Genomic DNA, 25688 nt, shown 5'->3' on the forward strand with positions numbered 1-25688 from the left:
TGACTCACATGGAGTCATCTTCCTTCTTCGTTTCCTTCACAATCCGAAACTTAGGTTTTACCGATTCGTTGTTGAACGCCTCGAGCACCGTGTTCTCGTTGGCCATGCGAATCTGTTGCGGTTCACCTTTAGCGGTCGTACCGATACAGTACATATTGGACTCGTAATCGGCAAAGAGCGATTTATAGGATGTCGCATGGTGCATCAATCGACCAGGCGATCCCCAACCGACGATGATCATTCCGCCGCTCGCCTCCACCTCTTGTAACGTCTCTTCGACATAGTGATAATTCGTCTCGTCGAGCTGCGATTCCACATATGGAAGATTATCATTGATGGCAAGTGTTGGCACGAGGCTGATGACACGCATCTCCCGAATCGGTTGCGACAAATGATTTTGCATCAACATATAAGCACGTTGCGTTGTCGTACCTGATAAAAAGGCATCGCTCATACGCGGTGAATAGATGATGACGGCACAAATCACTCCATCCTCAACATCCGTGAACTCATACGTTCGCATATAACGTTTCGTTTTGTCTTCGTTGAAAATCGATTTTACGCGGATGGTTACTTCTTCTATATGCGTATTCATTTCCATTCCTCACTTTTTCATGTAAACATCAGCCGAGTGTCTTAAACCACTCGACGTATCGAATCGTATAATAAGCGACATGTTGACTGAAGGTGTCCCGCTCATCCGGGATGACCGTCACACTTGATTCATAATTCTCATAGTATGTCATGACATCAGTGACATACTGCTCACTTCGATTGTACTCGAAGATGGCGTTCCGTATCGATGTGACTGAATCTGTCTTTTTCCCACCGTGTTCACTTAAATAATACGCCGCAGTGTGGGCAGAATCAACAAGACTATGCGGGTCTGCCTTGCCATCGCCATTCCCGTCACGACCGAGACCCCCGTATTGTTCGATTAAAGCCAGATCCGTCAGATCGACTTCGTCTTCTGGAACATCGCCTTTTTGATCATCCGTATCATATTCCCAACCTAGCCAAGTGCGAGGCATAAATTGAAATGGTCCTATTGCCCCAACAGAGGAGCGCATCGAAGAACTGTGTGAGAAGATCGTCTCGACGCGATGTACAGCAGCAAGCAGACGCCAGTCCACATCGTATGCCTCCGCGGCGTCCTGATACACAGTGAGATTAGCGTTCGGTACACCGTGCTCGCCATAATAGGTTCGATACAATCCATTGTTTACTTTATCATGTTGACCGAGCCAGCCAATTGCCCCGAGCAAAAGCACGAGTACAATGATGAAACCGGTCAGTCGCAGCATCATACGTTTCAAGATACCGCCTCCTAGCTTTTAGACAATACCCGAATAGTGTAGCATATAGCTAAGAGGAAGGACAGGAGTGGATATGGATGCTCGAACGATTGATTTTCACGGCAATTATTGGATACATGTTGATCGTCCAAATCTTTAACGCAAAACTGATTCGTCCATTGATTGAGACGAAAGGACGGACGTGGGTATACGACCAAACCGTTAAATCAGCATGGGGACTGACCTTGTTGATTGTAGCTCTCATTTTTTTATTTCAAGTACCGCCATCGGAAGTAGGTTTGACATTTTCGCCAGAACCAGGCAACGAACAGGCGTGGCAAGTCTTTTTCCTATCATGTATTCTCGTCACAGTGACACTCGTTTTTTATCTGTTAGTCAAGACCTCATCCCGATTACGACGTGTCCTACGCCCGTACTATGAGCTTGATTTAGAAAAGCTCCTCCTGCCTAGAACGAAGAAAGAGGAACAGGAATGGAGTGCCGTCTCGGTCACAGCAGGTGTGACCGAAGAGTTCATCTTTAGAGGCGTTCTGCTTTATACGATTACACTATATATCGATGGGTCGAACGTCACTCTTGCGCTAATTGGTGGGGCACTCTTCGGCATCGCACATGCTTATCAAGGCGTCAAAGGAGTATTGACGACGGGCATTGTCGGTTTTGGTCTCGGTCTCCTATATTTAGGTATGGGTGTCTTATGGCCGGTCATGGTCTTGCATGTACTACTTGACTTGATTGCTGGACCAATCCATGTCGATGCAAAAAACCATTGACCGCATCTTCATATGCAGGGGCGTCCTTGATCATACAATCTGTATGTTCTGCTCCGTCAATCAAGAGCAAATCGTTTTGGCGGTTCAACGCGTTCATCTCGACTGACATCCACGTCGGGACGAAATCATCTTTTGAGCCGTGTACGAATAAGATTGGGGTCGTCGTTTCAGTGACGGCCTTTTTCGGTTGTACTTGCTTCATGGTGAACCCGGCACGAGACCATAAGAAATAATTGATTCCGGGAAGGAAGAGCTCTGCCGGTATCCGATGCAATTCTTTCAATTGGTAACGCATCAAATGCCCCATATCGTCAAACGGACATTCTGCGATGACAAAATCGACGTCTGTGAGCGGAGTCGTTTGAAGGACCGTCGCTGCACCCATCGAGACTCCGTGAAGACCGATTTGTTCGACTGTTTCATTCGTTTTCAACCATTCGACCCAATCGATCATATCGATTTTTTCATGATATCCGTAAGAAGCATAAACGCCTTCGGATTCCCCATGTGACCTTAAGTCGACAGCAAGCAAGTTATATCCGAGACGATGGAACATGGCGAGATGAGGCGCCATGAAGCTATGTGAAGCGGTATAGCCATGTACAAACACAATCCATTTCGTCGAGGCGTCATTCCGATAAATTCGACCATAGAGTCGATAATCGTCCCTCGACTGTATGGAGACGTGTTCAAATGGGACATCATGATAGAAGGCACGGTCCTCTTCCGTGTATGGAGCAAGTAACATCTCCGGTGTTTTCCGTTTCCCTCGAGTCATCCGTTTGAAAGCATAGTAGCTGATTGCGTAATAACCAGTGAAAAGTGAAGCTAATCCGATTTGCCATTTTCGTTGCATATGATCGACTCCTTTCAACGTAATTGTACCCGAAACGAAGAGAAATCGTGCTGTTTTCTGACGTAAGTTGGGTTCTTACGTGCCATAACCTCAAAGTTTATATGTCAATCCTCTTCTCGCATCACATAATGATACACGCTATGATCGATAAACAATCTATAAAGGGGATCAGAACAGTGATGGAACGAGCGGATAGCTATCGAATGATTCAATGTGTGTTGAGTAATCCAAATGGGGCATTCGAAAGAGGTGTGACCTTTAGATGGACATGTGACGGTGACGAACGAATCGTTGGTCTCGTGTTTGATTTGTTGCTCGATCGTTATTTTCTACACAATAAAACGAGCCTGCACACCGAGGTTCAGGAAATCGCAAAATCGACGGGATGCCGACCAGAAGAGGTCGTCCGTGCGTTTGCCTGTCTCTCGGGTATACGACTCGAATCAAATCATATTGCGGAGCGGTTCATGGTCATTGAAGGTGCCGACATCTCGCAACAGGGAGAAATCGGGGTCACCGTACGTTTCGGTGGCTGGCTCACGCATCAGCTTCAACAAATCTGTCAACGTGAACCGATGTTTAGCTATTGACCTCAGTCAATGTGCCATCGATGACACGCAGTACACGATCACATACATCGAGCATACGTTCATCGTGCGTGATGACGACGACGCTTCGTCCTTCACGATGTGCTTGTTGTGACAGCAACTCCATCACACGCCGTCCGTTCTCGTAATCTAGACTCGCCGTCGGTTCATCCGCCAAAATGAGTTGTGGCGAATTAATCAAGGCTCTAGCGACGGCGACGCGTTGTTTTTCTCCACCCGAAAGTGTCGTCGGGAGATGATGTAATCGATGTTCTAATCCAAGCTTCATTAGTAACTGTTTTGTGTCGGTATCTTTGTTTTCTTGAATGAGCTCGAGCTGTTCGAGTACTGTCAGATAAGGGATCAGATGTGCTTGCTGAAATACGAACCCGACTTCATGTAGTCGGAGAAGCCGTCGCTGTTCTTCGTCCAAATCAAACACATCTTGTTCATTCATGGAGAATGTTCCTTGATCTGGTTTTCGGAGCAGACCGAGAATATACAATAACGTACTCTTCCCGCTCCCACTTGGACCGACGATAGCGATGCATTCTCCGGGTGACACGTGTAAATTGATATCGTTCAGAACGAGCTGACCATCGAATTGATGGGATACATGCTCTAGTCTCATGATGCTTTCCCTCCTATAATTTCAATCGCGTCGATTTGGCGAAGCTTCCAGAGCGGAAGGAATGCGCCGAGAATCGATAAGATGATGAACATGGAACCAAATAGAGAAACGTGACCGATGTCGACGATAAACGGCATCGACGATGGAATCACGGCATCAGCGATATACATTATCCCGATGGACGCCACGACAGCGGATGATACGATGACGATGACTTGGAAGAGCAATGCCTGTCCGATGATTCGTGGGGAGAGACCGATTGCTTTCAAAATACCGAGTTCCGGTAGCTTTTGTAAGGTGAACAGATAAAAGAATGCAGTCAAAATAAAGGTTCCGATCACCAGTAAAAATGCCCGCATCATCGTAAATGTGCTCTGTTCGGCGCTATAACCGGGAACAGATTCGATGATTTCCTGTTGACTCATCGTGAGTGTATTGGATGCCGTAGCGTTTGCTCCAATCTCGGCAGATACATATGGACGTTGTTCGGAGTATCGTAAATAATCGAACCACGTTTCATTCGTCGTATAGAGGACGGGCCCATGGCTGTATCTTCCAAGGGCCTCACCAGCGATTGTAAAATCATACGCTGACACGAAGTCGGTCAGCGTATCGCCAATCTTCACGTTCTCTGAAAGGCTAGAATCGAAGACCACTTCACCTTTTTGTAGACCTTCGACTGGCCCAATCTTGCTCCCGTTAGGAAGGGCGAAGAGCGTCACCTCTTCTTTCTTTCCATCAATTGTGACTGTGAGCGGACGGACACTCATCGTTTCAGTTGAAGCATCAGTTGGGACGTCCAAAAAGGAACGCGTCAACTGACCATCTGAATCTTTGTCCAGTCTATACGTTGAAACGTTCAATTCGTGTAAGGCAGAACCGTTGTCATATGCTAGTCCGTCAGCAAGCCCCGTGATCAAGGTCGTTAACATGACGATCATGAGCGTGATCACGAACAGCATCGAAAACTTTCGCTTTTGTCGCCACATCTCTTTCCATCCTAATTGCATAAAAAAACCTCCTTCAAGTTCTATGAAGGAAGTGTAATCGTTCAATATGAACGGAATATGAACAGCGTCAAAAATGAAGATGGAACGTCGTCCCGATCCCTTTAGTCGATTCGAGGGTGATCTGTCCACCGTGCAAGGCGATGATGTCTGATGTGATGGCGAGGCCTAACCCGGTTCCCTGAGTCGTTCGTGCGGCATCGCCTCTGAAAAATCGGTCAAATACATGACGTTTCGTCTCCTCATCCATTCCGATTCCTTCATCGATAAAGGAGACGCATACCCTAGGATTGACGGTGCATCTGATTCGGATCGTTCCACCATCGTTTGAAGCATGAATGGCATTGACTAATACATTGTTCCACACTTGTGCGAGGAGGACGGGGTCACTCTTCAATTTAACATCAGACGGAATGTCGGTCATGACGGCAATCCCTTTTTGGTCGAGCAAAAAGGCGTTCATCTGTATGACCTCTGAGATAGACTGTAACACGTTCACATCCGACGCAAGGGTCGGTGGACGTTCATCTAAACGAGATAACAGTAAGAGTTGTTTGGTCAATTGAGATAAACGTCTCGTTTCTTGTTCGATGACGCGTGCATATTCTTTCGATACACCGTCGGTACCTTCAGCCAACTTTTCCGCATAGCCGACGAGTGACGTCAAAGGTGACTGAAACTCATGAGAGACATTGGAGACGAATCGACGTTGTCGTGCTTCGGTCTGCTTGATCACATTCGTCATCTCTTGGAACTGTCTCGCTAACGTTCCGATTTCATCTTTTCGTTCAATAGGCAGATGTTTCGGCTCTTGCCTCATGGCCACGTCAGTCGTCGCGGCTGTGAGCGTTTTTAACGGTCGAACGAGCGAACGAGTCGACATCGCAATCAAGCTGAACGCGAGAATGGTTACGAGTGCGAAGAACATGCCGACAAAAAGGTGAAGCTCTCGGATTTGGGCACTCAGGTCAGGTCGAATGAAGACGACATCCCCGTTGTCGAGTGTCCATCCGTACGTATTCGTCAATTCATTATCAAACAGCCCTAAAAGGAATAGGTGAAATGGGAAATCACGCATTCCTTGATAAGGTGTGCCTTCACGAACAGATGAAATCACATCGTTAGGAATCGATTCATCTCTAAACGAACCACCATAGCGCGATCGTGTATTTGTCGAATCAATCACAACCAATTGGTAACCTGTCGCAGCCAAAAAAGAATAAAATGCGTCTTCGTCTGCATCGGTATGTTCTGAGAAATAGGTCGACGCCTGTTTTGCGATTGCCTCGGTCTTCTCACTATAGGAAGGTTGCCACCACGTATAGTAAGCGACATTACTAATCAATAACGAGATGGCTCCAGAAATGAGCAGAATAAAAAACATGGTGAGAATGATTCGAGTATATAATGTCTTCATTTCAATACCTCTAGTGAATATCCGACACCGCGCACTGTCCGAATTGAAAGGGCAGGGTGGTCGAACCTGTGACGAAGTCGTTTGATGTGCACATCGACGGTTCGTTCATCTCCTTCGAAATCAAATCCCCATACGAGCTCAATCAACTCTTCGCGACGATATACCCTGCCTGGGAATGAAGCGAGCTGAAACAATAGTTCAAACTCTTTTTTGGGAAGGTAGAACAATTGATCGTCGAGCTTCACTTCATATTCGGTTAAATCCAACTGTAGCGGTCCTGCTTGAATACGCGAAGCAGATGAGCGGTTATATCGCCTTGAAACGGCTTGTAATCGGAATAGTAATTCTTCCGGGATGAAAGGTTTTGTCATATAGTCATCTGCCCCGTGCTCAAACCCTTGACGTTTATCTTCCCATTCGCCGAGTGCCGTCAATAAAATGACAGGAATATCTAGTTCCGTTTTCAGGCGGCGACACAATTCCCGACCATCTATACCTGGTAGCATTATGTCGATAATCGCTGCATCAATCGACTGAGTCCTATATAGCTGCTCGCCTGACTTCCCGTCTGTTGCAATGAAAACATCGTGACCTGCATCTTCGAACGTCTCTTTCACAAGACGTAAAATAGAAGGGTCATCTTCCACGATGAGTAAACGCATGTCAATCGTTCCTTTCTTTAAAACTATACACGCGAAACGAGGTGACCCATACGGCGTCACCTCGAGTCGAATCAGTTCAATTGTTTCGTCATTTCCTCGTGCAAGGCGCGAAGCGCACGGATAAATGCATCTTTGAAATACTTATCTTCTTGTGTCTCTAATGTCTGAATCGCTTTTTGATCGCCCGTTGATGCTTTTAAGAGCAGATTCACAACTGTTCCCCAACGTTTGACGTGTTCTGGTCTCGGATGATTAAGGGCGGTTGTCAACGTAAACCAATACGGTTGATCGCGACGTTGAAGGGTGGCAATCATTTGTTTTGCAAGTAGAGCTTCTTCTTCGGAAGGAAGGGTCGCCGTCGCGAACCATCCGAGTAATGAGGCACTCATCGATTCGAGTTCTTGCTTCATCGACTGTTCCATCGGCAAACGTCCGAAATCCGTGACGTTGACAAACACTAAGCGGTCTTTTGGATCGATATGAGTGACCCATCCCGTGACCGATTTCATTTTGTCCCGTTCTTTAGACTGTGCTTTACATGTATACCCTTGGTGTTTTCCGATATAAATACGGAACTGCCCCCGGTCGACGTGTTTGTCCACTTTGAACTCAATGTCTTGTCCGACTTGAAACGGCTGGTTCCGCTTATTCAGCGTCTGTCCTTTTTTCAACTCAGGTCGTTTCGAGATGTGACGCAGCGCTTCTTGTTCGGTGCGGTCATCCAACGTCCAAAGGTTGTGGGGCGTCACATTTTTGAAACGATGGCGTCGAACATAAATATATTGGTCAAGCGCGTCAATCGCGTCAGCGGCAGGTAGTGTACCATTCAAATAGTCATCAGCGATGTCTCGTAACGTGAGTGATTCGAGACGGTCGATATATCCTGCGTATGGAATCGTCTCGACGACATATAAAGCGGTCGCAATCAATTCACTTTCACGAGGGGTCAACGGTCGTTTGGCCATGGTGCACTTCCTCTCTAGATTCATACGATTAGTATATCAAAAACCATGCAATCGTTGCGAATTCAACTGAGATTTGGAAAAACATACGGAATGGACAGGATTTCCACATCCCATCACGAATAGTAACGTGTAGAGAATCGGATGAAGGAATGAAAAGTGAGGTGAGACAATGAAGCTCTCCATCGAACCTGGTGATTATGTTGTCTTGATTGAAATCAATAAAGAAGTATTAAAATGTGTCTCCCTCGAAGAAGCGGATCAGGCAGACCGAATCAGATACGAACTAGTCGGACGGATGAGTGAACGGTTACCAGCTGAAGTCATCGTCCCGTCCATCATCGACTACATTCGCTTTGGAAGTGGATATATCGGGGATCGTATCGTCTGGGATGCAGAAACAGAGTCTTTTTTTTGTCAGCAATTTGAGACAATCGACGGCTCTCCGCTCGGAGAAGATTTAGAAGGATTTCGTCCCGACCCAAGTCGAGTCGAACTGGCGCGGTATTATACGTATTTGACCATCGGACGAATTGTCGAATATGAGATGTTACATCCTGATGAACCAAGCTATTGGTAAACTTGTCGACAACTTTTTATTCAAAAAAAGGGAAATCTAATCCAAAGTTTGAGATAATGAAATCACTTTGTCAGTTTGGAATGGAGCGGAAGGAATGAAAAAGATTGCCCTTTTGACAGCAATTGCGCTGTTATTGCCTGTAGGTGTGGATGCAGCGAAACCTGTCGTGCTTGAAAAACATGGCTACGTCGTCTCAGAGCCACGAATCACAAATCAATATTATGTACGACAAATCGGAACAGACCTGGCGTGGAGTAAAACGAGAGGTGCCTCAGACATCGTCGTGGCGTTAATCGACTCATCTGCCGACCGTAATCATACAGATTTAAAAAATGTTCCACGCGTCGTGAATTCGATGAAAGGTCCCTATAGCGCGGATACCCACGGGACACATACTGCCGGCATCATGGCTGGAAAGCATAATCGTTTTGGAATTGCCGGACTCGCCCCGAACGTGCGATATCATTTTTATAATGTTTTCTATGGCAGAAACTCTGAATATACAGACTCATGGACGGTTGCAAAAGCTGTAGATACAGCTGTGGCAAAAGGAGCCACGATCATCAATTTATCACTCGGTGGAGATGACTATGATCGTCGCTTAGCTGCTTCCATCAAACAGGCGAGAGCCAAAGGTGTGGTTGTGGTTGCATCTTCAGGTAACGATGGGATGACTAAAACGTCGTTCCCGGCAAACATGAAAGAAGTGATTGCTGTCGGTGCGATTGACTCTCGTCATCAAGTTGCTGACTTCAGCAATATGGATGCGAGTGTAAAAATCGTTGCTCCTGGTGTGAATATCCTTTCACTCGGGGTCAATAATCGTTTTATTTATATGGACGGTACATCAATGGCCGCACCGATGGTCACAGCGAGTCTCGCGCTCGTCAAATCAATCAATCCATTTTTAACACCTGACGAGGTGGATGCCCTGATCGCGAAAATGCCACGTTCTCAAGGGAAAACGTATACGGAGTTGAATACATTAAAGCTACTCGATGCGACCCCTCGACCATTGACACTAAGTACTGATTCTACTTGGAAGCAACGCTATATTACCGATGTGAGACTGAATGTCATGCAGCGTCCGACAATCAAAACGACGTATGGACTGTATATGGGTAGTAAGAAAATTAAAACGTTAAGTCCGAATACAAACTTTACGATGTTTGCATATGGTGATTGGCTACCGAGTGGGCAGTATCGACTTGTCGCCCAAATGACTGATGGAAAATACAAACGGTCTACGAGTAAGACGATTGATTATATCAATACGGTCAAAACGTCCATCTCCGTTGATGCGGCAGATGCTCAGACGTTCTCCTTACAGACTACTCGTAAAGGAATCGTCACCGTTCTCGATGCGGATGGCAATAAAATGTATGAAGCCCTCCATATCGCCGGAACATTCCCGGTGAGAGGAGATACGACAAAACCGTTGACGGTGATTCTAAAGCCGACAGATGTGCGTGAAAAAGTCGTATCGACGAGTTATACACCGCCTGTGGTCGAGGAAGAACCGCCTGTGGTTGAATCCTTATAAAGAAAAAAGCCGTTTACTCCGAACGGAGAGACGGCTTATCTAATTCAATCGATGGTGATGGCTTCTCCACACCAACGGATACTCGCTTCTAATACATTTCCTTGGTCGTCAATATGCTCAAAACTGAGTTTACCATCGCGGATGATTTCGCATAATCCGACACGAACCCGATCACTCCAAACGCGACGCGTTTCATGGGTTTCGTCGAACACCGGAATCGCGTCAGGGAAACGCTCTTCTAAGTGTGCTAAATTATGATGGTCAAAATGATAAGATCGTTTCGAGAGTTCGTTCGGTGCTTTAATATCGAACGGTTCAAACCCTCGGACGAGACGATTATTTCGGTAGAAGGCGAACACGCCGTTGTTCGGGTGGAGCACTTTAATGTCATCGATTTCTATTACATAAGTCAGACGTTGAATCCAACCGTTTTTTGCATCTTGATGCATCAAAATCCCTCCTTATTCAATGAACACGCCTTATTTTAGCGCTGACTGAATGTAAAATCAAGTTTCGAATTTCAGTTGTAAATTGTTGAAATTTCCGCTACAATGGTTGAAGTGACTATGAGGTCTGGACAATCGCGGGACGCAAGTTTTGAGGAAAGTCCATGCTCGCACAGCCTGTGATGGCTGTAGTGATCGTGCTACACGAAAAGATAAGTGTAGGCAACGCAAGTTGACGGCAGAAGAAACACCTAAGTCCTCGGATATGGTGTACGCTTCTTGAAAGTGCCACAGTGACGAAGTCTGATCGGAAACGTTCAGAGTGGAACGAGGTAAACCCCACGAGCGAGAAACCCAAACTATGGTAGGGGAACTTCCGAACCGGAACCGAACGGGACGGAGGGCGCCGATGTGCGCAGATAGATGATTGTCACTCCATCGTGCCAGGGAGACCGCTATGAGCACCGGAGTACAGAACATGGCTTACAGGACAACATAGTCTCAACTAACAACGACAAGGAGTTCAAGCACATATACTTGAGCTCCTTTTTTCATGATTTTTTTACAATTTACAACATGAATGAAAGATTTTAATGTAGAAAGAAGGCGATTGCAGATGGCAAAACGTAAACTGATTGCGACAGCAGCGATGGGGATTGAGGCACTCGTTGCAAAAGAAGTAAGAGACTTAGGATACACATGTGAAGTCGAGAATGGTCGAGTTTACATCGATGCGGAGATGGAAGACATTCCACGATTAAATATGTGGTTGCGCACGGCAGACCGTGTCAAACTCGTCGTAGCGGAGTTCAAGGCGACAACGTTCACAGAACTATTCGACGGGGTTGTGGTATTGCCGTGGACAGATTTCATGCCGTGGGACGCTGCGTTCACGGTTGATGGTCGCTCGGTCAAATCGAAATTGTTCTCAATTCGGGACTGTCAAAAGATTACGGAGAAGGCAATCGTCGAAGCGATGCAGCGTGGCTACCATAAGGGAGGGGAATGGTTGCCGAAGTCAGGTGCGAAATTCCCGATTGAAGTTGCTTTGTTAAAAGATGTAGCGACCATCACAATCGATACGTCAGGCCCGCTTCACCGTCGAGGCTACCGTGAGTTGCATTCACAGGCACCACTTAAAGAAACGATGGCGGCGGCAATGATTCAATTGACGAACTGGCGTCCTGATATGCCATTTTATGATGTCTTCACGGGTTCAGGAACACTCGCAATCGAGGCGGCGATGATCGGACGGAACATCGCGCCGGGTATTAATCGCGAATACTTCGCTCAGGAATGGACGTGTATCCCGAAAAAAGCGTGGTATGCAGCCATGAACGAAGCGAACGAGAAAGCGGAGTGGGATAAACCGCTCAAAATCTATGGAATCGACCTCGACCCGCGTATGGTAAAACTTGCGAAAGACAACGCGGAACTCGCCGATGTCCGTGATGCGATCACGTTCGTCCATAGTGATGCGGCCGCATTGAAACCGAAAGAAGAGTACGGCGTCATCATCGGTAACCCACCTTACGGGGAACGACTACAGTCAGAAGAAGAAATCATCGACTTGTACGAGCGGATCGGCGCACAATATGCGAAGTATCCTGGATACAGCGTCTACATGCTGACGAGCTATGAGGACTTCGAAAAAGCATACGGTCGCCCGGCGACGAAGCGTCGGAAGTTGTACAACGGTAACATCGAGACACAGTACTACCAATTTTTCGGAAAACGTCGTCCACGCCCAGATCGTGACGCGTCACCAAAATCGGAGTCATAAACGAATGACCGTTCTAGCGAGCGGTCATTTTTTTGCTTCTGATGAACAAACTCACTTGTTTCATCATTCGATGAACAGGTTATACATAACATATGTATAATTAGAGGGGGACATGTGATGCAAAAGTATACCGTTGAATATCAATTACACGCGAAAGAACAGAACACTCGGACTGTCGAGGTGAAAATGAACCGGGTGCCAGATTTGAATAATCAAGAAGAACTAAATGCGGCTTACCAGATTGTATCCGACGCGATTCGTGAACCGATCACCAGTTTTGAGATTGTATCTATTACATGAGCCCGAGGCAGTCGCTTCGGGCTTTCTACATATTATTGGAGGAGTGAGTAGATGAAGATGTTAGTAGTAGGCATAGGTGACGTGGCCAAAAAAGCGTATCTGCCTGTATACGCCGGATTAAAAAACGTGAATGTGTATCTTGTCTCAAGGGATGAACAGAAGTTACAGGACATCATATCGACCTATCGTTTTGAAAAAGGATATACGGACCTTCAAGACGTACCGATGACACAAATCGATGCGGTCATGATTCATTCGACGACAGCTGCCCATTACGAGCAAGCCGAATATTGTTTACGGAAAGGGAAGCATGTCTTCATTGATAAGCCAATCACATTTAAGCTAGAAGAGACGGAGCGACTCGTTGCACTTGCGAAAGAGAATGGTGTTCATCTCGTCACGGGCTTCAATCGCCGATTTGCTACGGCGACAGAGGCGCTTAAACAAGTCGAACAAAAGAACATGATACTTATTCAAAAGAACAGAACGTATAAACCGGCGACACTTCGAGAATTTATCATCGAGGACTTTGTGCACGTCGTCGATACGCTTCGTTATTTGACGGACCTTCAAACTGTCGAACGCTTGTCTGTCACGCCGCGATATGAAGGAGATACGTTGAAGCAGGTGATGATTCATTTTCAGGCAGGTGGAATTGAAGCAATCGGCTGGATGAACCGGGATAATGGATGCACGGAAGAAGTGATGGAAGTCATGTCTCCATCTGTGAAGCGTGTCACGCGGGACGTCGAACGAGTCATAGACTATGGTGTCGACGGAGTAAAAGAGTGGCCGCTTGATCCATGGGAGTCGAATTTAAAGCGTCGGGGCTTTATCGACTTGATTGATGACTTTATCAAACTGTTAAATGGGGAAGCGAACAAGTCAGTCCTAGCTGAGGATAGTTTAGAGACACATCGTTTATGTGAAGAGATTCTTAAAAACGTGCAATGAACCCGCTGTTTCTGTCAGATTCATAGCGGGTAAAAACCCGATAAAAGGAGGCGATTTCGTTGGATATCCGTGAACTTATTATGCAAATCAATGACTATCTATGGTCGTACCTTCTCATCTTCGTGTTGATTGCAGGAGGTCTTTATTTTACGATTCGGATGGGGTTCGTCCAGTTCCGAATGCTACCTGAGATGTTCAAACTACTGTTTATCAAAGGACTCAAACACGAGAAAGGTCAAGTTTCTTCATTCCAAGCGTTCGCAATCGGTACCGCAGCACGTGTCGGTACAGGGAATATTGCCGGTGTATCGACGGCGATTGCATTAGGTGGTCCTGGGGCCGTGTTCTGGATGTGGCTCATCGCCTTGATCGGAGCGGCCTCGGCATTTGTTGAGAGCACGCTTGCTCAAGTGTATAAAGTGCATGACGGCAAGGCTTGGCGTGGGGGACCGGCCTATTACATCGAACGGGCGCTCGGAGAACGGTGGCTCGGCATCGTGTTTGCGATCTTAATTACGTTTGCGTTCGGTTTTGCATTCAATTCGGTACAAGCCAACACCATTGCACTCTCCGTGAACAATGTGTTTGAGGTCGACACGGTATGGGTCGGCTTGATTCTGTCAGTCGTCACCGCCATCGTCATTTTCGGTGGAATTCGTTCTATTTCAACACTTTCCGGAATCATCGTACCGGTCATGGCAGGAGGCTACATCTTGCTGGCCATTTGGGTCGTCTTGACGAATCTTGATGTCGTGCCACAAGTCTTCTCGGCCATCTTCTCTGAAGGCGTACTCGGTTTCCAACAATTGTTCGGTGGTGCGGTCGGTGCGGCTGTCCTTCAAGGAATTCGACGTGGGCTATTCTCGAACGAGGCGGGGATGGGTTCCGCACCGAATGCGGCAGCTACGGCTGAAGTCAGTCACCCTGTCAAACAAGGATTGATCCAATCGCTCAGCGTCTTTGTGGACACGTTGTTCATTTGTACAGCGACGGCGATGATCGTCTTGATCTCGGGTGTTGAAGGGTCCGAGTCGTTCCAAGGGATTGAACTTGCGCAAGAGGCACTTCTCGTCGAGATTGGACCGATTGCGACGACGCTCATGACCATCGCCATCTTACTTTTCGCTTTCAGTTCCATTCTGGCGAACTACTATTATGGTGAAACGAATATTGAGTTCATCTCGGAAAAGAAACGCTATCTCATCATCTATCGGATTGCAGTCGTCGGTATGGTCATGTTTGGTTCAGTACGGTCGGCAGGGCTTGTCTGGTCCATCGCTGACATTTTTATGGGACTCATGGCGCTCGTCAACATGTATGCGATCTTCCGCTTGAGTAAAGTCGCGAAGACGTTACTCGATGACTACATGGCCCAGAAGAAAGAAGGGAGAGACCCGGAATTCTTCAAAGATGGCGTCGACCTTCCTGGAAAAGAACACATCGAAGCGTGGGAAGAGAAAAAAGAAGAAATCAGTTGACCGATGTGAGAGTGCTTCCGGTAACGGAAGGCTCTCCTTCATTTTAAAAATAATATTTCAAATACCGCATTTATATTATATTAAAGAAAGTAGAGAGTAAATATGAAACAAGTTTTATCGACAGTCGTCAAGCGTTTTTTTACAGAACGCTTCTTTGACCAAGCTGCTATGTTGGCCTATTACTTCATTTTATCCACGTTTCCGTTCTTATTATTCGTATTAGGGATTGTAGGGTTTTTACCATTTACGAGTGGTGATGTGATTCAAGCGTTATCGCTTATTATGCCTGAAGCGAGTTATCAGCTGTTAGAAGGGAACATCGAAGCGATTTTCGATAACTCTAAATTAAAATTGGCATCATTCAGTATCTTGCCGGCTCTTTGGATCTCATCGATTGCTGTGCAGTCGTTGGTCCGGGCATTAAACGATGCTTATCGGGCAGTCCGAAATAAGGCTTTTTGGCGAGGTGTCTTGCAAGACATCGCAATCACATTGGCACTCATGTTTGTACTCCCGTTCTCATTACTCGTACCGATAATTGAAACAGCGTTACGTGAAGTATCTTCACATATCTTGTTTATTGATGAAATTGTCACGACCTATGCCCAGATTTGGTTTTACTTTAGATGGATCGTAGGGACTGGTTTACTCTTTACGGTATTTATCTTCGTTTATAAGTGGTTACCGAGTGTTTCGGGTACATTTAAGAATAGTTGGGCTGGAGCGGCATTTGCGACTGTGGGAATCCTCATCGTGTCAAACGTGTTCAGCTACTATTCCCAGTTCGCGAACTATGAACAGTTCTACGGGCAACTCGGAGCGTTCATCGTTTTGTTGATTTGGTTTTACCTTGCTGCTTCTGTGATTTTGCTAGGAGGACTCTTAAACGCAACATTAATCGAGAGGAAAGAAAAAACTTCGTTAGACGTGTAAATGCTAGTTATCATTTAAAAGAATAGGGAAAGGTAACGTAAGGTCACATCATCTAAGCGGAGGTGGGAAACATGGATATGCAACGGCTCGTACACAATCGTCGTTTCATCGATCAATCATTGTTTTACCTCGCCTTACATCTGTGGAAATGGGTTCTCCTGTTACCTGTCTTGTTCTATTTAGACGTATCGTTTCGACATTCACCATTTTCTGAATTTTTGACTGTCAGCATCATCCTGTATTTGATGTTTCGAGTGATTCAATATGTCATTGCCAGTCGTGCTTCTTTCATGGAATTGGTTGAGTTCGGCCATTCAGTTTTGTCACTCGTTCTCGTCTTCTTATTCCTGATGGAAATTGGGGCTCCACCTGTCACCATCGCAATCGTTGGAGCGGCATATTTGAGCCATCCGATGCTTGCGCTACATCACTATCAGAATTTTTCAGAACGGAAATGGCTTAATAAACAATTTCAATTGTTTAGCCCGATGTTACGCCAAGGAGAAGTGCCTGTTCACGTCCTTGTATTGACGGAAGATGAAATTGTGATTACTGTAGAGAGTGGAAAAGAGTTTACGTACCGTCATATTTATTGGGGCGGTTTTTATGTAGAAAATGCTTCCTAAAAGGTGGTTACTCAGTTGTTTAGTGGATTCGACAATATAATCGTCATTTTGTTTTGGATTGCGACATTCATTGCGTTCTTCAAAGGTGCATATGACATGTGGCGTGAATATCGATCAACGAAGGAAAAGTCGGTTCTTTATTATCTGATTGTCCTGATCATCACATGGTTCTGGTTCAACCCATATGAACTGGTCGCACTTCATCCATTCGTGTTGATGGCGTACTATTGGAATCGAAGCAAATGGATGCGTAATGCGATGCTCGTATTAGTGCTCGTACCGTTTGTGATTCGTGTCTGGTTAATCGCAGCATCGATGTAATACAAAAACTCGGTCCCTTTGAAGGGAACCGAGTTTTTAAATTGGTCTGAATTATTCTTTTTTCGCAGCTGCCAATTCAGCTTCCATCTCACCGAATTCACGGTTGATGCGTTTCTGTTCTTTCTGGCTTGTAAAGTTACTGACAAGCACGATTGCCAACATACTTAAGAAGAAACCAGGAACCATTTCGTAAAGGACAGTTGAGAGTCCAGTCACGATCCAAAGGATAACCGTGATGGCACCTACAAGAATACCAGCGAGGGCACCTTGGCGTGTCATCTTGCTCCAATAGAGTGATAACAGGATTGCTGGTCCGAATGCAGAACCGAAACCGGCCCAAGCATAACCAACAAGTGTCAAGATTGTACTAGATGGGTTGAGTGACATAAGAGTCGCCACAAATCCGACGAGCAAGACACCGATACGTCCAGCACGTACCATTGTTTTTTCACTTGCTTCTTTATTGAAGAACTTACGATAGAAGTCTTCTGTCAAAGCAGATGACGTAACGAGCAATTGTGATGATACAGTCGACATGACTGCAGCAAGAATTGCGGCTAACAAGAATCCAGTGATGAATGGGTGGAACAAGACTTCAGAGAATCGAATGAAGACTGTTTCCGGGTCACCGAGTGGGTTTCCTTGTCCGCGGAAATACGCGATTCCAACGAAACCAGTCATGACTGCACCGATGATCGATACGGTCATCCAGCTCATCCCGATACGACGTGCTGTTTTCAATGATTTCACATCACGGATGGCCATAAAGCGAACAATGATGTGTGGCTGACCGAAGTAGCCAAGTCCCCAGGCGAGGAGACCGATAATCCCGAGTGTCGTTGTCCCTTTGAAGAGATCAAACAAGTCGGCATTGATTGTCGTTGCAGAGTTGACAGCAGTGTCTACTCCACCAAGATCCGTCAAAGCAACAAATGGAACGAGCACGAGTGCCAAGAACATGATGACACCTTGTGCGAAGTCTGTCCAACTAACTGCCGTGAACCCACCAAAGAGGGTATACAAGATCACGACACTAATTGTAACGATGACACCTGTCTGATAGTTTAATCCGAATGAGCTTTCAAACAACTTCCCGCCAGAAACGAGTCCGGCTGACGTATAGAACGTGAAGAAGATGATGATGACGGATGCAGATAGGATCCGTAGCCAGTTCGAGTGATCTCGGAACCGATTCTCTAAAAAGTCTGGAATCGTAATCGAATCGTTCGCCATCTCTGTGAAGACGCGAAGTCGTGGAGCAACTAACAAGTAGTTCAAGTAAGCTCCGATGACCAATCCAACGGCTAACCAAATTGCTGATAGTCCAGTTGCATACATTGCACCCGGTAGTCCCATTAACATCCAACCACTCATATCCGAAGCCCCGGCTGACATGGCTGTAACTCCTGGCCCCATTTTACGGCCACCTAACATATAATCTGATGAATCGGTCGTTCGTTTATACGCAACGTATCCGATAAGAAGCATCATCACGAGATAAAGCGCGATTGATACCCATTCTTGCCATAGCATTGAATTACCTCCTATTAAGTTAAGAAAATCTATTTCATCAAACTCGTTCGCGATTGTGTGAACACATCACACAGTCAATAACAAAAGTTGAAAAGGCGAACTTGTGTCTTACCTTACCGAACGATTTAAATGATTGCAAACTGTCATCTTTTCAGAAAAATGGCTCTAAAGCCCGTCGTATCAACGCATAAGAGCGGAAATTAGACGTTAAAAAGTTTAAATATTCTGAATATTTGAAATGTTGAGGACTTCTCGTTGTAACATTAATGTCACATTAGACGTCATTTTTTCTGAAAAAACGAAAAAAGAGCATGGATTTACATGCCCTTTTCTTACATTATTGAAAAGCCTTCTCTTCGACCAGACGCATCGTCGGGAAAGTTTGCCCGGATTTTGCCTGCATCGTGACCAAGATATACGTCTCGTTTTGATGTTTCATGATAAACACCATCGTATAGCCCGACTCATCGGTATACCCCGTTTTCGTAGCGGTCACATACTTTGAGTAGTGGATACTTCTCTCATTGACGGATGAGCCGAGGTGATACCACCAGCGTCGTTTGCCATTTCCGTCTTTGTCATTGAATTCCGCTTTAAATTCATATGTACCAGCAATCTCAACGAGTTCAGGATATGTACTAAATGCGTATGCGATTTTTGCCATATCGTTCGCCGTCGTGTAGTGATTTGGATCAGAATAACCGTGAGCATTCACAAAGTGGGTACCTGTCAATCCAAGAACTTTTGCCCGTTCATTCATCAATTGAACGAATGCTTCGGTCGAACCGCTCGTATACTCTGCCAGGCTGTTTGCGGCATCATTCCCTGATTCAAGAAGCGTGGCGTATAGCGCCTGGCGTACCGTTAATGTATCACCAATCTCAAGATGCGCGATGTGGCTGTCCCAAGGGATGTCGAGTGTAGAAGTCTGGATTGAAATGAGCGGCTGGTCGAGTTCGTTTGCCACCGATGCTTTCTCGTAGGCGAGTAAAGCTGTCATCAGTTTTGTCGTGCTGGCTGGGAAGACACGGTCGTCAGCATTTTTGTCAATCATGATCTCTTGTTTGTCCACATTTACGAAAGTCATCGCGCCGACTGGAATGTCTTCGTTATGGAGTAACATCGTTTCACTTGGGTGCCAAGTTCCCATCTCGATGTCGGGGAATACGGGACCTTGTTTCATCGGTTCTACTTTTGGCGCCGCAGTTTCAGTGGGTGTCGGTGCTTCTTTATCCTGCTTAAATCCGACCAATGTCGGGATCAGTGCGACGATTCCAAGCAACACTACCGCTGCAACCATTCTTCGCATGATGTACGTTCTTCTTCGGTGTCTCCTTCTACGGGTCAAAACAAGTCCCTCCTTTATCGTTACTCTATAAAGATAATAGAAAACGCATATTTATTGCGCCGATAAAATAAAGAACTAGGTCAATGATTGATGATGAAACGATGGTGTATCGGGTATAGAGGTAAGAATGCCATTAATGAGAGGGGAATAAGCCATGCAACGTTATCCGTTCACAAACTCCATCTGGCGACAACATGACACAGGGACACTTTATCCACCGTTAACCGCTTCGGAATCATCTGATGTCGTGGTCATCGGAGCCGGAATCGCCGGGCTAGTCTGTGCCTATGAACTTCAAAAGCGAGGAAAACAAGTAACGCTCCTAGAAGCATTAGAGATTGGACACGGCACGACAGGACACACGACGGCGAAGTGTTCTGTCCAACACGGAGCGATATATCAGAAGCTGATTCGACATTTCGGTGAAACGACTGCCCGACTATACTACGAATTTAACGCGGAGGCACTCGTCTATCTCCAAAAGCAAATCGATGAAGGATTTGAATGTGACTATTCGATAGAAGACTCGTTTTTATATTCAACGGAACCGAGTGAAGAACTGTCCAGAGAACTGGATGCTTATCGTCGGTTGAAACTTGATGGAGGGGAGGCGACGGAGGAAGTCAGAAACACGCTTCCCTTCTCAATTAATCAAGCGCTAGTCATTCGAAAGCAAGCACAGTTCCACCCAGTCAAGTATTTACGTGAATTGGCAGATCGATTCGTCCGGCTGGGTGGAAGGATTTATGAACAGACGAGGGCTCTAGACGTGAGTCAAGGTCCACGCCCGATTGTCACGACTGCTACAGGAAGACGGGTTCAGGCCAATCAGGTCGTGATTGCGACTCATTATCCATTCAATGACCTACGAGGTTTATACGTGTCAAAATTTTCAGTAGAGCGCTCCTATATCGTCGCTTGTGAAACAGATACAGCTCCGCTGAAAGGGATGTATTTAAGTGTTGACCAAAACAGTCGATCGTATCGGTCATATGTGGATGATGGAAAAACATATTTATTAATTGGTGGAGAAGGACATACAGCGGGACAGGTCACGGATACACGAAATCGTTATGATCATCTTGAGCGCGATGCCCAACATCACTTTGGGACGAATCGGGCGACACATCGTTGGTCCTCTCAAGACCTCATCACCTTGGACTCGCTTCCCTATGTCGGGCAAATGTTCAAACGGGAACCAGACATCTTACTAGCTACAGGATTTCTAAAATGGGGGATGACAAACGGGATTGCAGCAGGGAATTTACTCGCAGACCAGCTTACCGGTCATCCGAATCATTTTTCAGATCTGGTGTCTCCACTACGAAAAACCATCAAACCAACTGATGTCGGCTCATTTGTTAAAACCAATCTCGATACGGCGACACAATTCGCAAAAGGGACCGTGGAACGCGTACTCGAACGCAGGGGTGTTGAGGAGCTTCAACTAGATGAAGGCGGAATCGTGCAAGTGGACCATCAGACAAAAGGAGTGTATCGAGATTTAGACAACCATTGTCACATAGTCAATCTGACATGCACCCATCTCGGTTGTACCGTGAAATGGAACAATGCGGAAAGGACATGGGACTGTCCCTGTCATGGGTCTCGTTTTGATGCTAAAGGAGCCGTCCTAGAAGGTCCTGCGACAAAACCGCTTCCCTACAAGATGCGAGAAGATTTGTAAACTAGTATAGGCAAAGGTTGACAGCTATAATAAAGTAGAAAGAGAACAGAACAACACATAGGGGTGAATGACAGATGGAACTAACAAAAGAATGGCGTGAACATTTTAAGCAATTGCGTGCGTTCGATGAAGCAATCTCTCTCTTATATTGGGATATGCGCACTCAGATGCCGGAACAGTCGGCACCGCTCCGTGCGGAAACAATCGGATATTTGTCGACCGAGGCGTTCAAACGACAAACGAGTGAGTCGTTCGCTTCTTTATTAGGACGCATGTCTGAAGAAAGTGGACTGTCTGAAGTCGAATCGCGTTCGCTTGAAATCGCAAAAACGCAATATGAACGAAACGCAAAGATTCCTCATGATGAGTATCAAGCGTACGTGACGCTCGTATCTGAAGCGGAAACGGCTTGGGAAAAAGCAAAGAATCAAAACGATTGGGACATGTTTGCTCCATATTTAAAAAAGATTATCGGATTCCAACAAAAATTTGCGGAATATTTCGGCTATGAGAAGCATCCATACGATGCCCTACTTTATGATTATGAGCCAGGGATGACCGTCGAATTGTTAGATCAGCTGTTCGCTTCTCTCCGAGACGAGCTGGTGCCGCTCATTCAACAGCTTCCAAAAGAATTACTTTCACTAGATTGGTCGATGCCGTCAGACATTCAAGAAAAGATTTGTCATGACTGGATGAATGTCGTTGCATACGATTTGTCCCGTGGTCGTCTTGACGCGACGGTGCACCCGTTTGAGATCACGATCAACCGTCGCGACGTACGAATCACGACGAAATATGATGAGGCTGATTTCCGTAATGCCTTGTTCGGAACGATGCACGAGGCAGGGCACGCGACGTATGAACAACAAATCGACCCCATGCTTGACGAGCTCGGGCTAGGCGGTGGCGCATCGATGGGAATCCATGAATCACAGTCGCTCTTCTTTGAAAACTTTATCGGTCGAAGTGAGGCGTTCTTGCGCCGCGTCTATCCGAAACTCCAAGAGCTCTACCCGGTATATGGTGACATCGATTTTGATACGTTCTATCGTGGAGTAAACGAGGCAAAACCTTCACTTATCCGAATCGAAGCGGATGAACTGACGTATAGCCTTCACATCATCATTCGCTATGAACTCGAGAAAGCACTCATTCAAGGAACGTTATCCGTAGACGAGCTTCCGGCCGCGTGGAATGAGAAGTATAAAGAGTATCTCGGACTCGATGTTCCAACAAACGCTAAAGGCGTACTTCAAGATGTACATTGGGCGGGTGGTTCGTTCGGATACTTCCCAAGTTATGCGCTCGGCCTCATTTATGCAGCTCAGTTGACGGAGGCATTGAAAACAGACCTACCTCAATTTGAGACACTAATTCAAGATGGTGAGATTGAGCCAGTCAAAACATGGCTCCAAGAAAACGTCCATCAATATGGAAAACGTCTGACACCAAATGAACTCATCCAAAAAGTGACGGGTCAAGAAATCTCGGTTCAACCTCTCGTTCGCTATTTGACGGACAAGTATCAGACTGTGTCCAAATGAAACGGTTCGCGCACCGTGGTGTGATGGCACTACAACCGGAGAATACGATGTCGGCATTCAGACTCGCGCTGGATACGGGGGCAGATGGGATCGAAACAGATGTTCATTTGACCAAAGATGGTGAGCTCGTTCTCATTCATGATGAGACATTGGAACGTACGACGAACGGGAGCGGGTTGGTGTCTTCATACACACTCGACGAATTGAGAAGATTTAACGCCGGAGTTCGATCTTCTCAACAAGAGGTCATCCCGACACTACAAGAACTCCTCGAACTGGTTCGGGATGAATCGATCCGATTAAATCTTGAGGTGAAAACCGATGTGCTTCGATATGCTGGAATTGAGTCCCGAATACTCGACATAATCGAGACTTCGGGCATAGCCCCATCTCGTATCCTCTTCTCATCGTTCAATCATGAGACGATTCATCGATTGAAAAAGATGCGTCCAGATATCGAGGCAGCAATCTTACTTGCTCAACCGCTGTATGACATTCTCGGATATCTCGAATCCGTAGGTGCCGATTCAGTCCATCCGCATATCGAGCGCATCACGGACGAAGAAGTGCGATGGTTGAAACAACATGATATTGCTGTCAGACCCTACACAATCAAGACGAAGGCTCAACTCGAGCGCTGCCGAGTGTTACAAGTCGACGCTATATTCGTCAATGATGTTGAATGGGCAAGTAAAACCCTTTAGTCGCAGATTAAGGGGTTTTACTTTGTCGAGATTGGGAATCTACAATAATGTAAAGGTTGCGCTTTCATCCGTTAACATATCGGAGCACATTCAGGACATAGTGTCCCCTTTACGTCACTGTCGGATTGTCTTAAGTTTAAGATGTCACCGAGCTACATAGCAATCAGATGTAGCACACCATGTAGCACTGCATCACACTTGTTGTATGCAAATCGTAGGTTACCGTAGACAAAAGGAGGAAATTTCACATGAAGAAGTTGATGTCTTTACTGGGTACACTAGCACTGGCCTTTGCTTTCATCCTACCGGTTAGCGCCGATGGACATGAAAATGCAATGGTCCGTGTGCTACATGCTTCACCTGATGCACCGGCAGTTGACGTGTATGTGGATGGGGAAGTCGCGGTCGAGGGAGCAGAGTTTAAAGACCTTACTGATTACTTGACACTTCCTGCAGGAGATTACAACGTTGAAATCAAGCCAGCAGGTGACGCAGAAACAGTCGTCGTTGCAGCTGACCTTTCAATTGAAGCAGGCAAATTCTACACAGCCGCTGCAATCGGTCAACTTGAAAACATCGAAATCGCTGCAATGGAAGATGATGCGAACTTTGAAGATGGAAAATCTAAAGTTCGTGTCGCACACTTTGCACCAGATGCACCAGCAGTGGATGTCGCACCTAAAGGTGGAGACCCACTCTTCTCGAACCTTGAGTTCAAAGCTGTGAGTGATTATGGCACACTTGATGCTGGTACGTATGACCTTGAAGTTCGTCCAGCAGGTGCGACGGATGTTGTGAAAGCACTTGATGGTGTGGCACTCGAAGGTGGTAAGAACTATACTGCATTCGCAATCGGTCTCCTTGAAGGAGAACCAGCGTTTGAAGTACTCCTTGCTGCTGATGGCGGAGAAATGGCAATGGCGCCTGAAACAGGACAAGGTGGTCTTGCTCAAACAGCTTCAATGAACTGGTTGCTCGCAGCAGCAGTAGTTGGAGCGGCAGCGGCTGGATTCTACGTCTTTCGTCGTCAGAAGCAAGACGCTTAAACTTGTATTCTTAGGAACCATCGGATTTCTCGTATGGAGCGCGCAAGCGGAAGCCCCAGAAAAATCGTTCATCATGCCAAAGGCTGAATTCGCTGAACCACTCGTGTTGACTTCTAAACAAGTCGATCGGCAATCGCTTCATTCGAACAGTTTCGTCCCATCCCGACTCGTCATTCCTTCAATCGATGTCGATACATCGATTGAAGCGGTCGGGAAGGACGAGGCTGGAAGGATGGATACGCCTTCTAACGTGAACCAGGTCGGTTGGTATCAATATGGGGCGAAAGCAGGCGCGACAGGAAACGTCGTCTTGTCAGGTCATCTCGATGACTTGAACGGTCCAGCCATCTTTGCGAACCTAGGTCAGCTACCAATCGGAGAAGTGGTGACGCTCCAACAGGATGACCAAGTCGCAACGTATGAAGTCGTCAGCGTGAAACAATATCGCCTTGATCAAGTCCCGCTCGCATCAATCTTTGCGGCGACTCAAGCAAAGCGGATTCAACTGATCACGTGTGCAGGGCCATACGATGAGAAACTAGGGTATCGTGACCGGATCGTCGTCACGGCACATTTAATTGAAACGAAATAAAAGCAGGAGATGCAAACTTACATGTTGCATCTCCTTTTTCATGTCTCATAAAAATA

The 25688-nt window shown here is 46.3% G+C and carries 27 protein-coding genes and 1 other RNA gene; 17 read left to right on the forward strand and 11 right to left on the reverse strand.

Features of this window, described 5'->3' with window-relative positions:
- Positions 1–4: 4 nt before the first annotated feature.
- Positions 5–595 (reverse strand): DUF1643 domain-containing protein, encoded by a 591-nt coding sequence (locus PJK55_RS02925; protein WP_214692558.1) that lies wholly within the window; start codon positions 593–595, stop codon positions 5–7.
- Between the two features lie 28 nt (positions 596–623).
- The gene (locus tag PJK55_RS02930) at positions 624–1307 is read right to left on the reverse strand and encodes a lytic transglycosylase domain-containing protein (RefSeq protein ID WP_271305265.1); all 684 of its coding nucleotides are present in this window, start codon (positions 1305–1307) and stop codon (positions 624–626) included.
- An 86-nt stretch (positions 1308–1393) separates the two neighbouring features.
- Between PJK55_RS02930 and PJK55_RS02935 the strand changes: the two genes are divergently transcribed.
- Positions 1394–2089, forward strand: coding sequence for a CPBP family intramembrane glutamic endopeptidase (locus PJK55_RS02935; RefSeq protein ID WP_224861206.1), 696 nt, complete (start codon positions 1394–1396; stop codon positions 2087–2089).
- On the opposite strand, the gene PJK55_RS02940 is transcribed toward PJK55_RS02935, so the two are convergent.
- Positions 2022–2945, reverse strand: coding sequence for an alpha/beta hydrolase (locus PJK55_RS02940; protein WP_224861204.1), 924 nt, complete (start codon positions 2943–2945; stop codon positions 2022–2024). The genes PJK55_RS02935 and PJK55_RS02940 overlap by 68 nt on opposite strands.
- Positions 2946–3124: 179 nt before the next feature.
- Between PJK55_RS02940 and PJK55_RS02945 the strand changes: the two genes are divergently transcribed.
- Complete coding sequence (locus tag PJK55_RS02945; protein WP_271304740.1) at positions 3125–3535, forward strand: hypothetical protein; 411 nt, start codon at positions 3125–3127, stop codon at positions 3533–3535.
- Here PJK55_RS02945 and PJK55_RS02950 read toward each other — a convergent pair.
- The 5 genes from PJK55_RS02950 to PJK55_RS02970 all read right to left on the reverse strand — a co-directional run bounded on the left by PJK55_RS02950 (position 3525) and on the right by PJK55_RS02970 (position 8214).
- Positions 3525–4163 carry an ABC transporter ATP-binding protein gene (locus tag PJK55_RS02950; protein ID WP_271304741.1) on the reverse strand — a complete coding sequence of 213 codons (639 nt, stop codon included), beginning with the start codon at positions 4161–4163 and terminating at the stop codon, positions 3525–3527. The genes PJK55_RS02945 and PJK55_RS02950 overlap by 11 nt on opposite strands.
- Positions 4160–5173 carry an FtsX-like permease family protein gene (locus tag PJK55_RS02955; RefSeq protein ID WP_271304742.1) on the reverse strand — a complete coding sequence of 338 codons (1014 nt, stop codon included), beginning with the start codon at positions 5171–5173 and terminating at the stop codon, positions 4160–4162. The genes PJK55_RS02950 and PJK55_RS02955 overlap by 4 nt, the downstream gene beginning before the upstream one ends.
- 67 nt (positions 5174–5240) lie before the next feature.
- Positions 5241–6587, reverse strand: coding sequence for a sensor histidine kinase (locus tag PJK55_RS02960; RefSeq protein ID WP_271304743.1), 1347 nt, complete (start codon positions 6585–6587; stop codon positions 5241–5243).
- The gene (locus PJK55_RS02965; protein ID WP_271304744.1) at positions 6584–7249 is read right to left on the reverse strand and encodes a response regulator transcription factor; all 666 of its coding nucleotides are present in this window, start codon (positions 7247–7249) and stop codon (positions 6584–6586) included. Before PJK55_RS02965 ends, PJK55_RS02960 begins: the two co-directional genes overlap by 4 nt.
- Before the next feature lie 71 nt (positions 7250–7320).
- Positions 7321–8214 (reverse strand): hypothetical protein, encoded by an 894-nt coding sequence (locus PJK55_RS02970; RefSeq protein WP_271304745.1) that lies wholly within the window; start codon positions 8212–8214, stop codon positions 7321–7323.
- A 169-nt stretch (positions 8215–8383) separates the two neighbouring features.
- On the opposite strand from PJK55_RS02970, the gene PJK55_RS02975 reads away from it, so the two are divergent.
- Positions 8384–8791, forward strand: coding sequence for a hypothetical protein (locus PJK55_RS02975; RefSeq protein WP_214782839.1), 408 nt, complete (start codon positions 8384–8386; stop codon positions 8789–8791).
- A 94-nt stretch (positions 8792–8885) separates the two neighbouring features.
- Entirely contained in the window at positions 8886–10334 is a 1449-nt protein-coding gene (locus PJK55_RS02980) for a S8 family peptidase (protein WP_271304746.1), read from the forward strand.
- Positions 10335–10378: 44 nt separating this feature from the next.
- On the opposite strand, the gene PJK55_RS02985 is transcribed toward PJK55_RS02980, so the two are convergent.
- Complete coding sequence (locus PJK55_RS02985) at positions 10379–10783, reverse strand: hypothetical protein (protein WP_271304747.1); 405 nt, start codon at positions 10781–10783, stop codon at positions 10379–10381.
- Positions 10784–10903: 120 nt separating this feature from the next.
- Between PJK55_RS02985 and rnpB the strand changes: the two genes are divergently transcribed.
- The 8 genes from rnpB to PJK55_RS03025 all read left to right on the forward strand — a co-directional run bounded on the left by rnpB (position 10904) and on the right by PJK55_RS03025 (position 17175).
- Positions 10904–11271: RNase P RNA component class B (rnpB, locus tag PJK55_RS02990), an RNA gene on the forward strand.
- A gap of 125 nt (positions 11272–11396) precedes the next feature.
- A complete protein-coding gene (locus PJK55_RS02995; RefSeq protein WP_214782847.1) occupies positions 11397–12563 on the forward strand; it encodes a THUMP domain-containing class I SAM-dependent RNA methyltransferase in 1167 nt (388 codons plus the stop codon).
- A gap of 117 nt (positions 12564–12680) precedes the next feature.
- A complete protein-coding gene (locus tag PJK55_RS03000) occupies positions 12681–12863 on the forward strand; it encodes a hypothetical protein (RefSeq protein WP_271304748.1) in 183 nt (60 codons plus the stop codon).
- A gap of 51 nt (positions 12864–12914) precedes the next feature.
- The gene (locus PJK55_RS03005; protein WP_271304749.1) at positions 12915–13817 is read left to right on the forward strand and encodes a Gfo/Idh/MocA family protein; all 903 of its coding nucleotides are present in this window, start codon (positions 12915–12917) and stop codon (positions 13815–13817) included.
- A 59-nt stretch (positions 13818–13876) separates the two neighbouring features.
- Positions 13877–15295 carry an alanine/glycine:cation symporter family protein gene (locus PJK55_RS03010; protein ID WP_271304750.1) on the forward strand — a complete coding sequence of 473 codons (1419 nt, stop codon included), beginning with the start codon at positions 13877–13879 and terminating at the stop codon, positions 15293–15295.
- Positions 15296–15397: 102 nt separating this feature from the next.
- A complete protein-coding gene (locus PJK55_RS03015) occupies positions 15398–16228 on the forward strand; it encodes a YihY/virulence factor BrkB family protein (RefSeq protein ID WP_271304751.1) in 831 nt (276 codons plus the stop codon).
- Positions 16229–16299: 71 nt separating this feature from the next.
- Positions 16300–16854: a hypothetical protein gene (locus PJK55_RS03020; protein ID WP_271304752.1), complete on the forward strand. Its 555-nt coding sequence runs from the start codon at positions 16300–16302 to the stop codon at positions 16852–16854.
- Positions 16855–16869: 15 nt separating this feature from the next.
- Entirely contained in the window at positions 16870–17175 is a 306-nt protein-coding gene (locus PJK55_RS03025) for a hypothetical protein (RefSeq protein WP_083600139.1), read from the forward strand.
- 51 nt (positions 17176–17226) lie between these two features.
- Here the strand turns inward: PJK55_RS03025 and putP are convergent, their stop codons facing one another.
- Both putP and PJK55_RS03035 read right to left on the reverse strand, forming a co-directional pair.
- Complete coding sequence (putP, locus tag PJK55_RS03030) at positions 17227–18708, reverse strand: sodium/proline symporter PutP (RefSeq protein ID WP_271304753.1); 1482 nt, start codon at positions 18706–18708, stop codon at positions 17227–17229.
- 337 nt (positions 18709–19045) lie between these two features.
- On the reverse strand, positions 19046–20017 hold the full coding sequence (locus PJK55_RS03035; RefSeq protein ID WP_271304754.1) for a D-alanyl-D-alanine carboxypeptidase family protein: 972 nt from the start codon (positions 20015–20017) through the stop codon (positions 19046–19048).
- 193 nt (positions 20018–20210) lie between these two features.
- Between PJK55_RS03035 and PJK55_RS03040 the strand changes: the two genes are divergently transcribed.
- From PJK55_RS03040 to PJK55_RS03060, 5 genes are all read left to right on the forward strand, one after another.
- On the forward strand, positions 20211–21743 hold the full coding sequence (locus tag PJK55_RS03040; protein ID WP_271304755.1) for an FAD-dependent oxidoreductase: 1533 nt from the start codon (positions 20211–20213) through the stop codon (positions 21741–21743).
- A gap of 74 nt (positions 21744–21817) precedes the next feature.
- Entirely contained in the window at positions 21818–23290 is a 1473-nt protein-coding gene (locus PJK55_RS03045; RefSeq protein ID WP_271304756.1) for a carboxypeptidase M32, read from the forward strand.
- Positions 23287–23994 carry a glycerophosphodiester phosphodiesterase gene (locus PJK55_RS03050; protein ID WP_271304757.1) on the forward strand — a complete coding sequence of 236 codons (708 nt, stop codon included), beginning with the start codon at positions 23287–23289 and terminating at the stop codon, positions 23992–23994. Before PJK55_RS03045 ends, PJK55_RS03050 begins: the two co-directional genes overlap by 4 nt.
- Positions 23995–24242: 248 nt before the next feature.
- Entirely contained in the window at positions 24243–25040 is a 798-nt protein-coding gene (locus PJK55_RS03055; RefSeq protein ID WP_074034410.1) for a DUF4397 domain-containing protein, read from the forward strand.
- Positions 25041–25113: 73 nt separating this feature from the next.
- The gene (locus PJK55_RS03060) at positions 25114–25632 is read left to right on the forward strand and encodes a class F sortase (RefSeq protein ID WP_271304758.1); all 519 of its coding nucleotides are present in this window, start codon (positions 25114–25116) and stop codon (positions 25630–25632) included.
- Positions 25633–25688: the final 56 nt, after the last annotated feature.

The sequence above is a fragment of the Exiguobacterium sp. MMG028 genome (assembly GCF_027947425.1).
Classification (GTDB): Bacteria; Bacillota; Bacilli; order Exiguobacteriales; family Exiguobacteriaceae; genus Exiguobacterium; species Exiguobacterium aestuarii_A.

Bases quoted from the DNA above. Each gene is read 5' to 3' on its own strand.
- PJK55_RS02925 (WP_214692558.1), bottom strand. From the start codon at position 595: ATGAATACGCATATAGAAGAAGTAACCATCCGCGTAAAATCGATTTTC.
- PJK55_RS02930 (WP_271305265.1), bottom strand. From the start codon at position 1,307: ATGATGCTGCGACTGACCGGTTTCATCATTGTACTCGTGCTTTTGCTC.
- PJK55_RS02935 (WP_224861206.1), top strand. From the start codon at position 1,394: ATGCTCGAACGATTGATTTTCACGGCAATTATTGGATACATGTTGATC.
- PJK55_RS02940 (WP_224861204.1), bottom strand. From the start codon at position 2,945: ATGCAACGAAAATGGCAAATCGGATTAGCTTCACTTTTCACTGGTTAT.
- PJK55_RS02945 (WP_271304740.1), top strand. From the start codon at position 3,125: ATGGAACGAGCGGATAGCTATCGAATGATTCAATGTGTGTTGAGTAAT.
- PJK55_RS02950 (WP_271304741.1), bottom strand. From the start codon at position 4,163: ATGAGACTAGAGCATGTATCCCATCAATTCGATGGTCAGCTCGTTCTG.
- PJK55_RS02955 (WP_271304742.1), bottom strand. From the start codon at position 5,173: ATGCAATTAGGATGGAAAGAGATGTGGCGACAAAAGCGAAAGTTTTCG.
- PJK55_RS02960 (WP_271304743.1), bottom strand. From the start codon at position 6,587: ATGAAGACATTATATACTCGAATCATTCTCACCATGTTTTTTATTCTG.
- PJK55_RS02965 (WP_271304744.1), bottom strand. From the start codon at position 7,249: ATGCGTTTACTCATCGTGGAAGATGACCCTTCTATTTTACGTCTTGTG.
- PJK55_RS02970 (WP_271304745.1), bottom strand. From the start codon at position 8,214: ATGGCCAAACGACCGTTGACCCCTCGTGAAAGTGAATTGATTGCGACC.
- PJK55_RS02975 (WP_214782839.1), top strand. From the start codon at position 8,384: ATGAAGCTCTCCATCGAACCTGGTGATTATGTTGTCTTGATTGAAATC.
- PJK55_RS02980 (WP_271304746.1), top strand. From the start codon at position 8,886: ATGAAAAAGATTGCCCTTTTGACAGCAATTGCGCTGTTATTGCCTGTA.
- PJK55_RS02985 (WP_271304747.1), bottom strand. From the start codon at position 10,783: ATGCATCAAGATGCAAAAAACGGTTGGATTCAACGTCTGACTTATGTA.
- PJK55_RS02995 (WP_214782847.1), top strand. From the start codon at position 11,397: ATGGCAAAACGTAAACTGATTGCGACAGCAGCGATGGGGATTGAGGCA.
- PJK55_RS03000 (WP_271304748.1), top strand. From the start codon at position 12,681: ATGCAAAAGTATACCGTTGAATATCAATTACACGCGAAAGAACAGAAC.
- PJK55_RS03005 (WP_271304749.1), top strand. From the start codon at position 12,915: ATGAAGATGTTAGTAGTAGGCATAGGTGACGTGGCCAAAAAAGCGTAT.
- PJK55_RS03015 (WP_271304751.1), top strand. From the start codon at position 15,398: ATGAAACAAGTTTTATCGACAGTCGTCAAGCGTTTTTTTACAGAACGC.
- PJK55_RS03020 (WP_271304752.1), top strand. From the start codon at position 16,300: ATGGATATGCAACGGCTCGTACACAATCGTCGTTTCATCGATCAATCA.
- putP (WP_271304753.1), bottom strand. From the start codon at position 18,708: ATGCTATGGCAAGAATGGGTATCAATCGCGCTTTATCTCGTGATGATG.
- PJK55_RS03035 (WP_271304754.1), bottom strand. From the start codon at position 20,017: ATGCGAAGAATGGTTGCAGCGGTAGTGTTGCTTGGAATCGTCGCACTG.
- PJK55_RS03040 (WP_271304755.1), top strand. From the start codon at position 20,211: ATGCAACGTTATCCGTTCACAAACTCCATCTGGCGACAACATGACACA.
- PJK55_RS03045 (WP_271304756.1), top strand. From the start codon at position 21,818: ATGGAACTAACAAAAGAATGGCGTGAACATTTTAAGCAATTGCGTGCG.
- PJK55_RS03050 (WP_271304757.1), top strand. From the start codon at position 23,287: ATGAAACGGTTCGCGCACCGTGGTGTGATGGCACTACAACCGGAGAAT.
- PJK55_RS03055 (WP_074034410.1), top strand. From the start codon at position 24,243: ATGAAGAAGTTGATGTCTTTACTGGGTACACTAGCACTGGCCTTTGCT.
- PJK55_RS03060 (WP_271304758.1), top strand. From the start codon at position 25,114: ATGCCAAAGGCTGAATTCGCTGAACCACTCGTGTTGACTTCTAAACAA.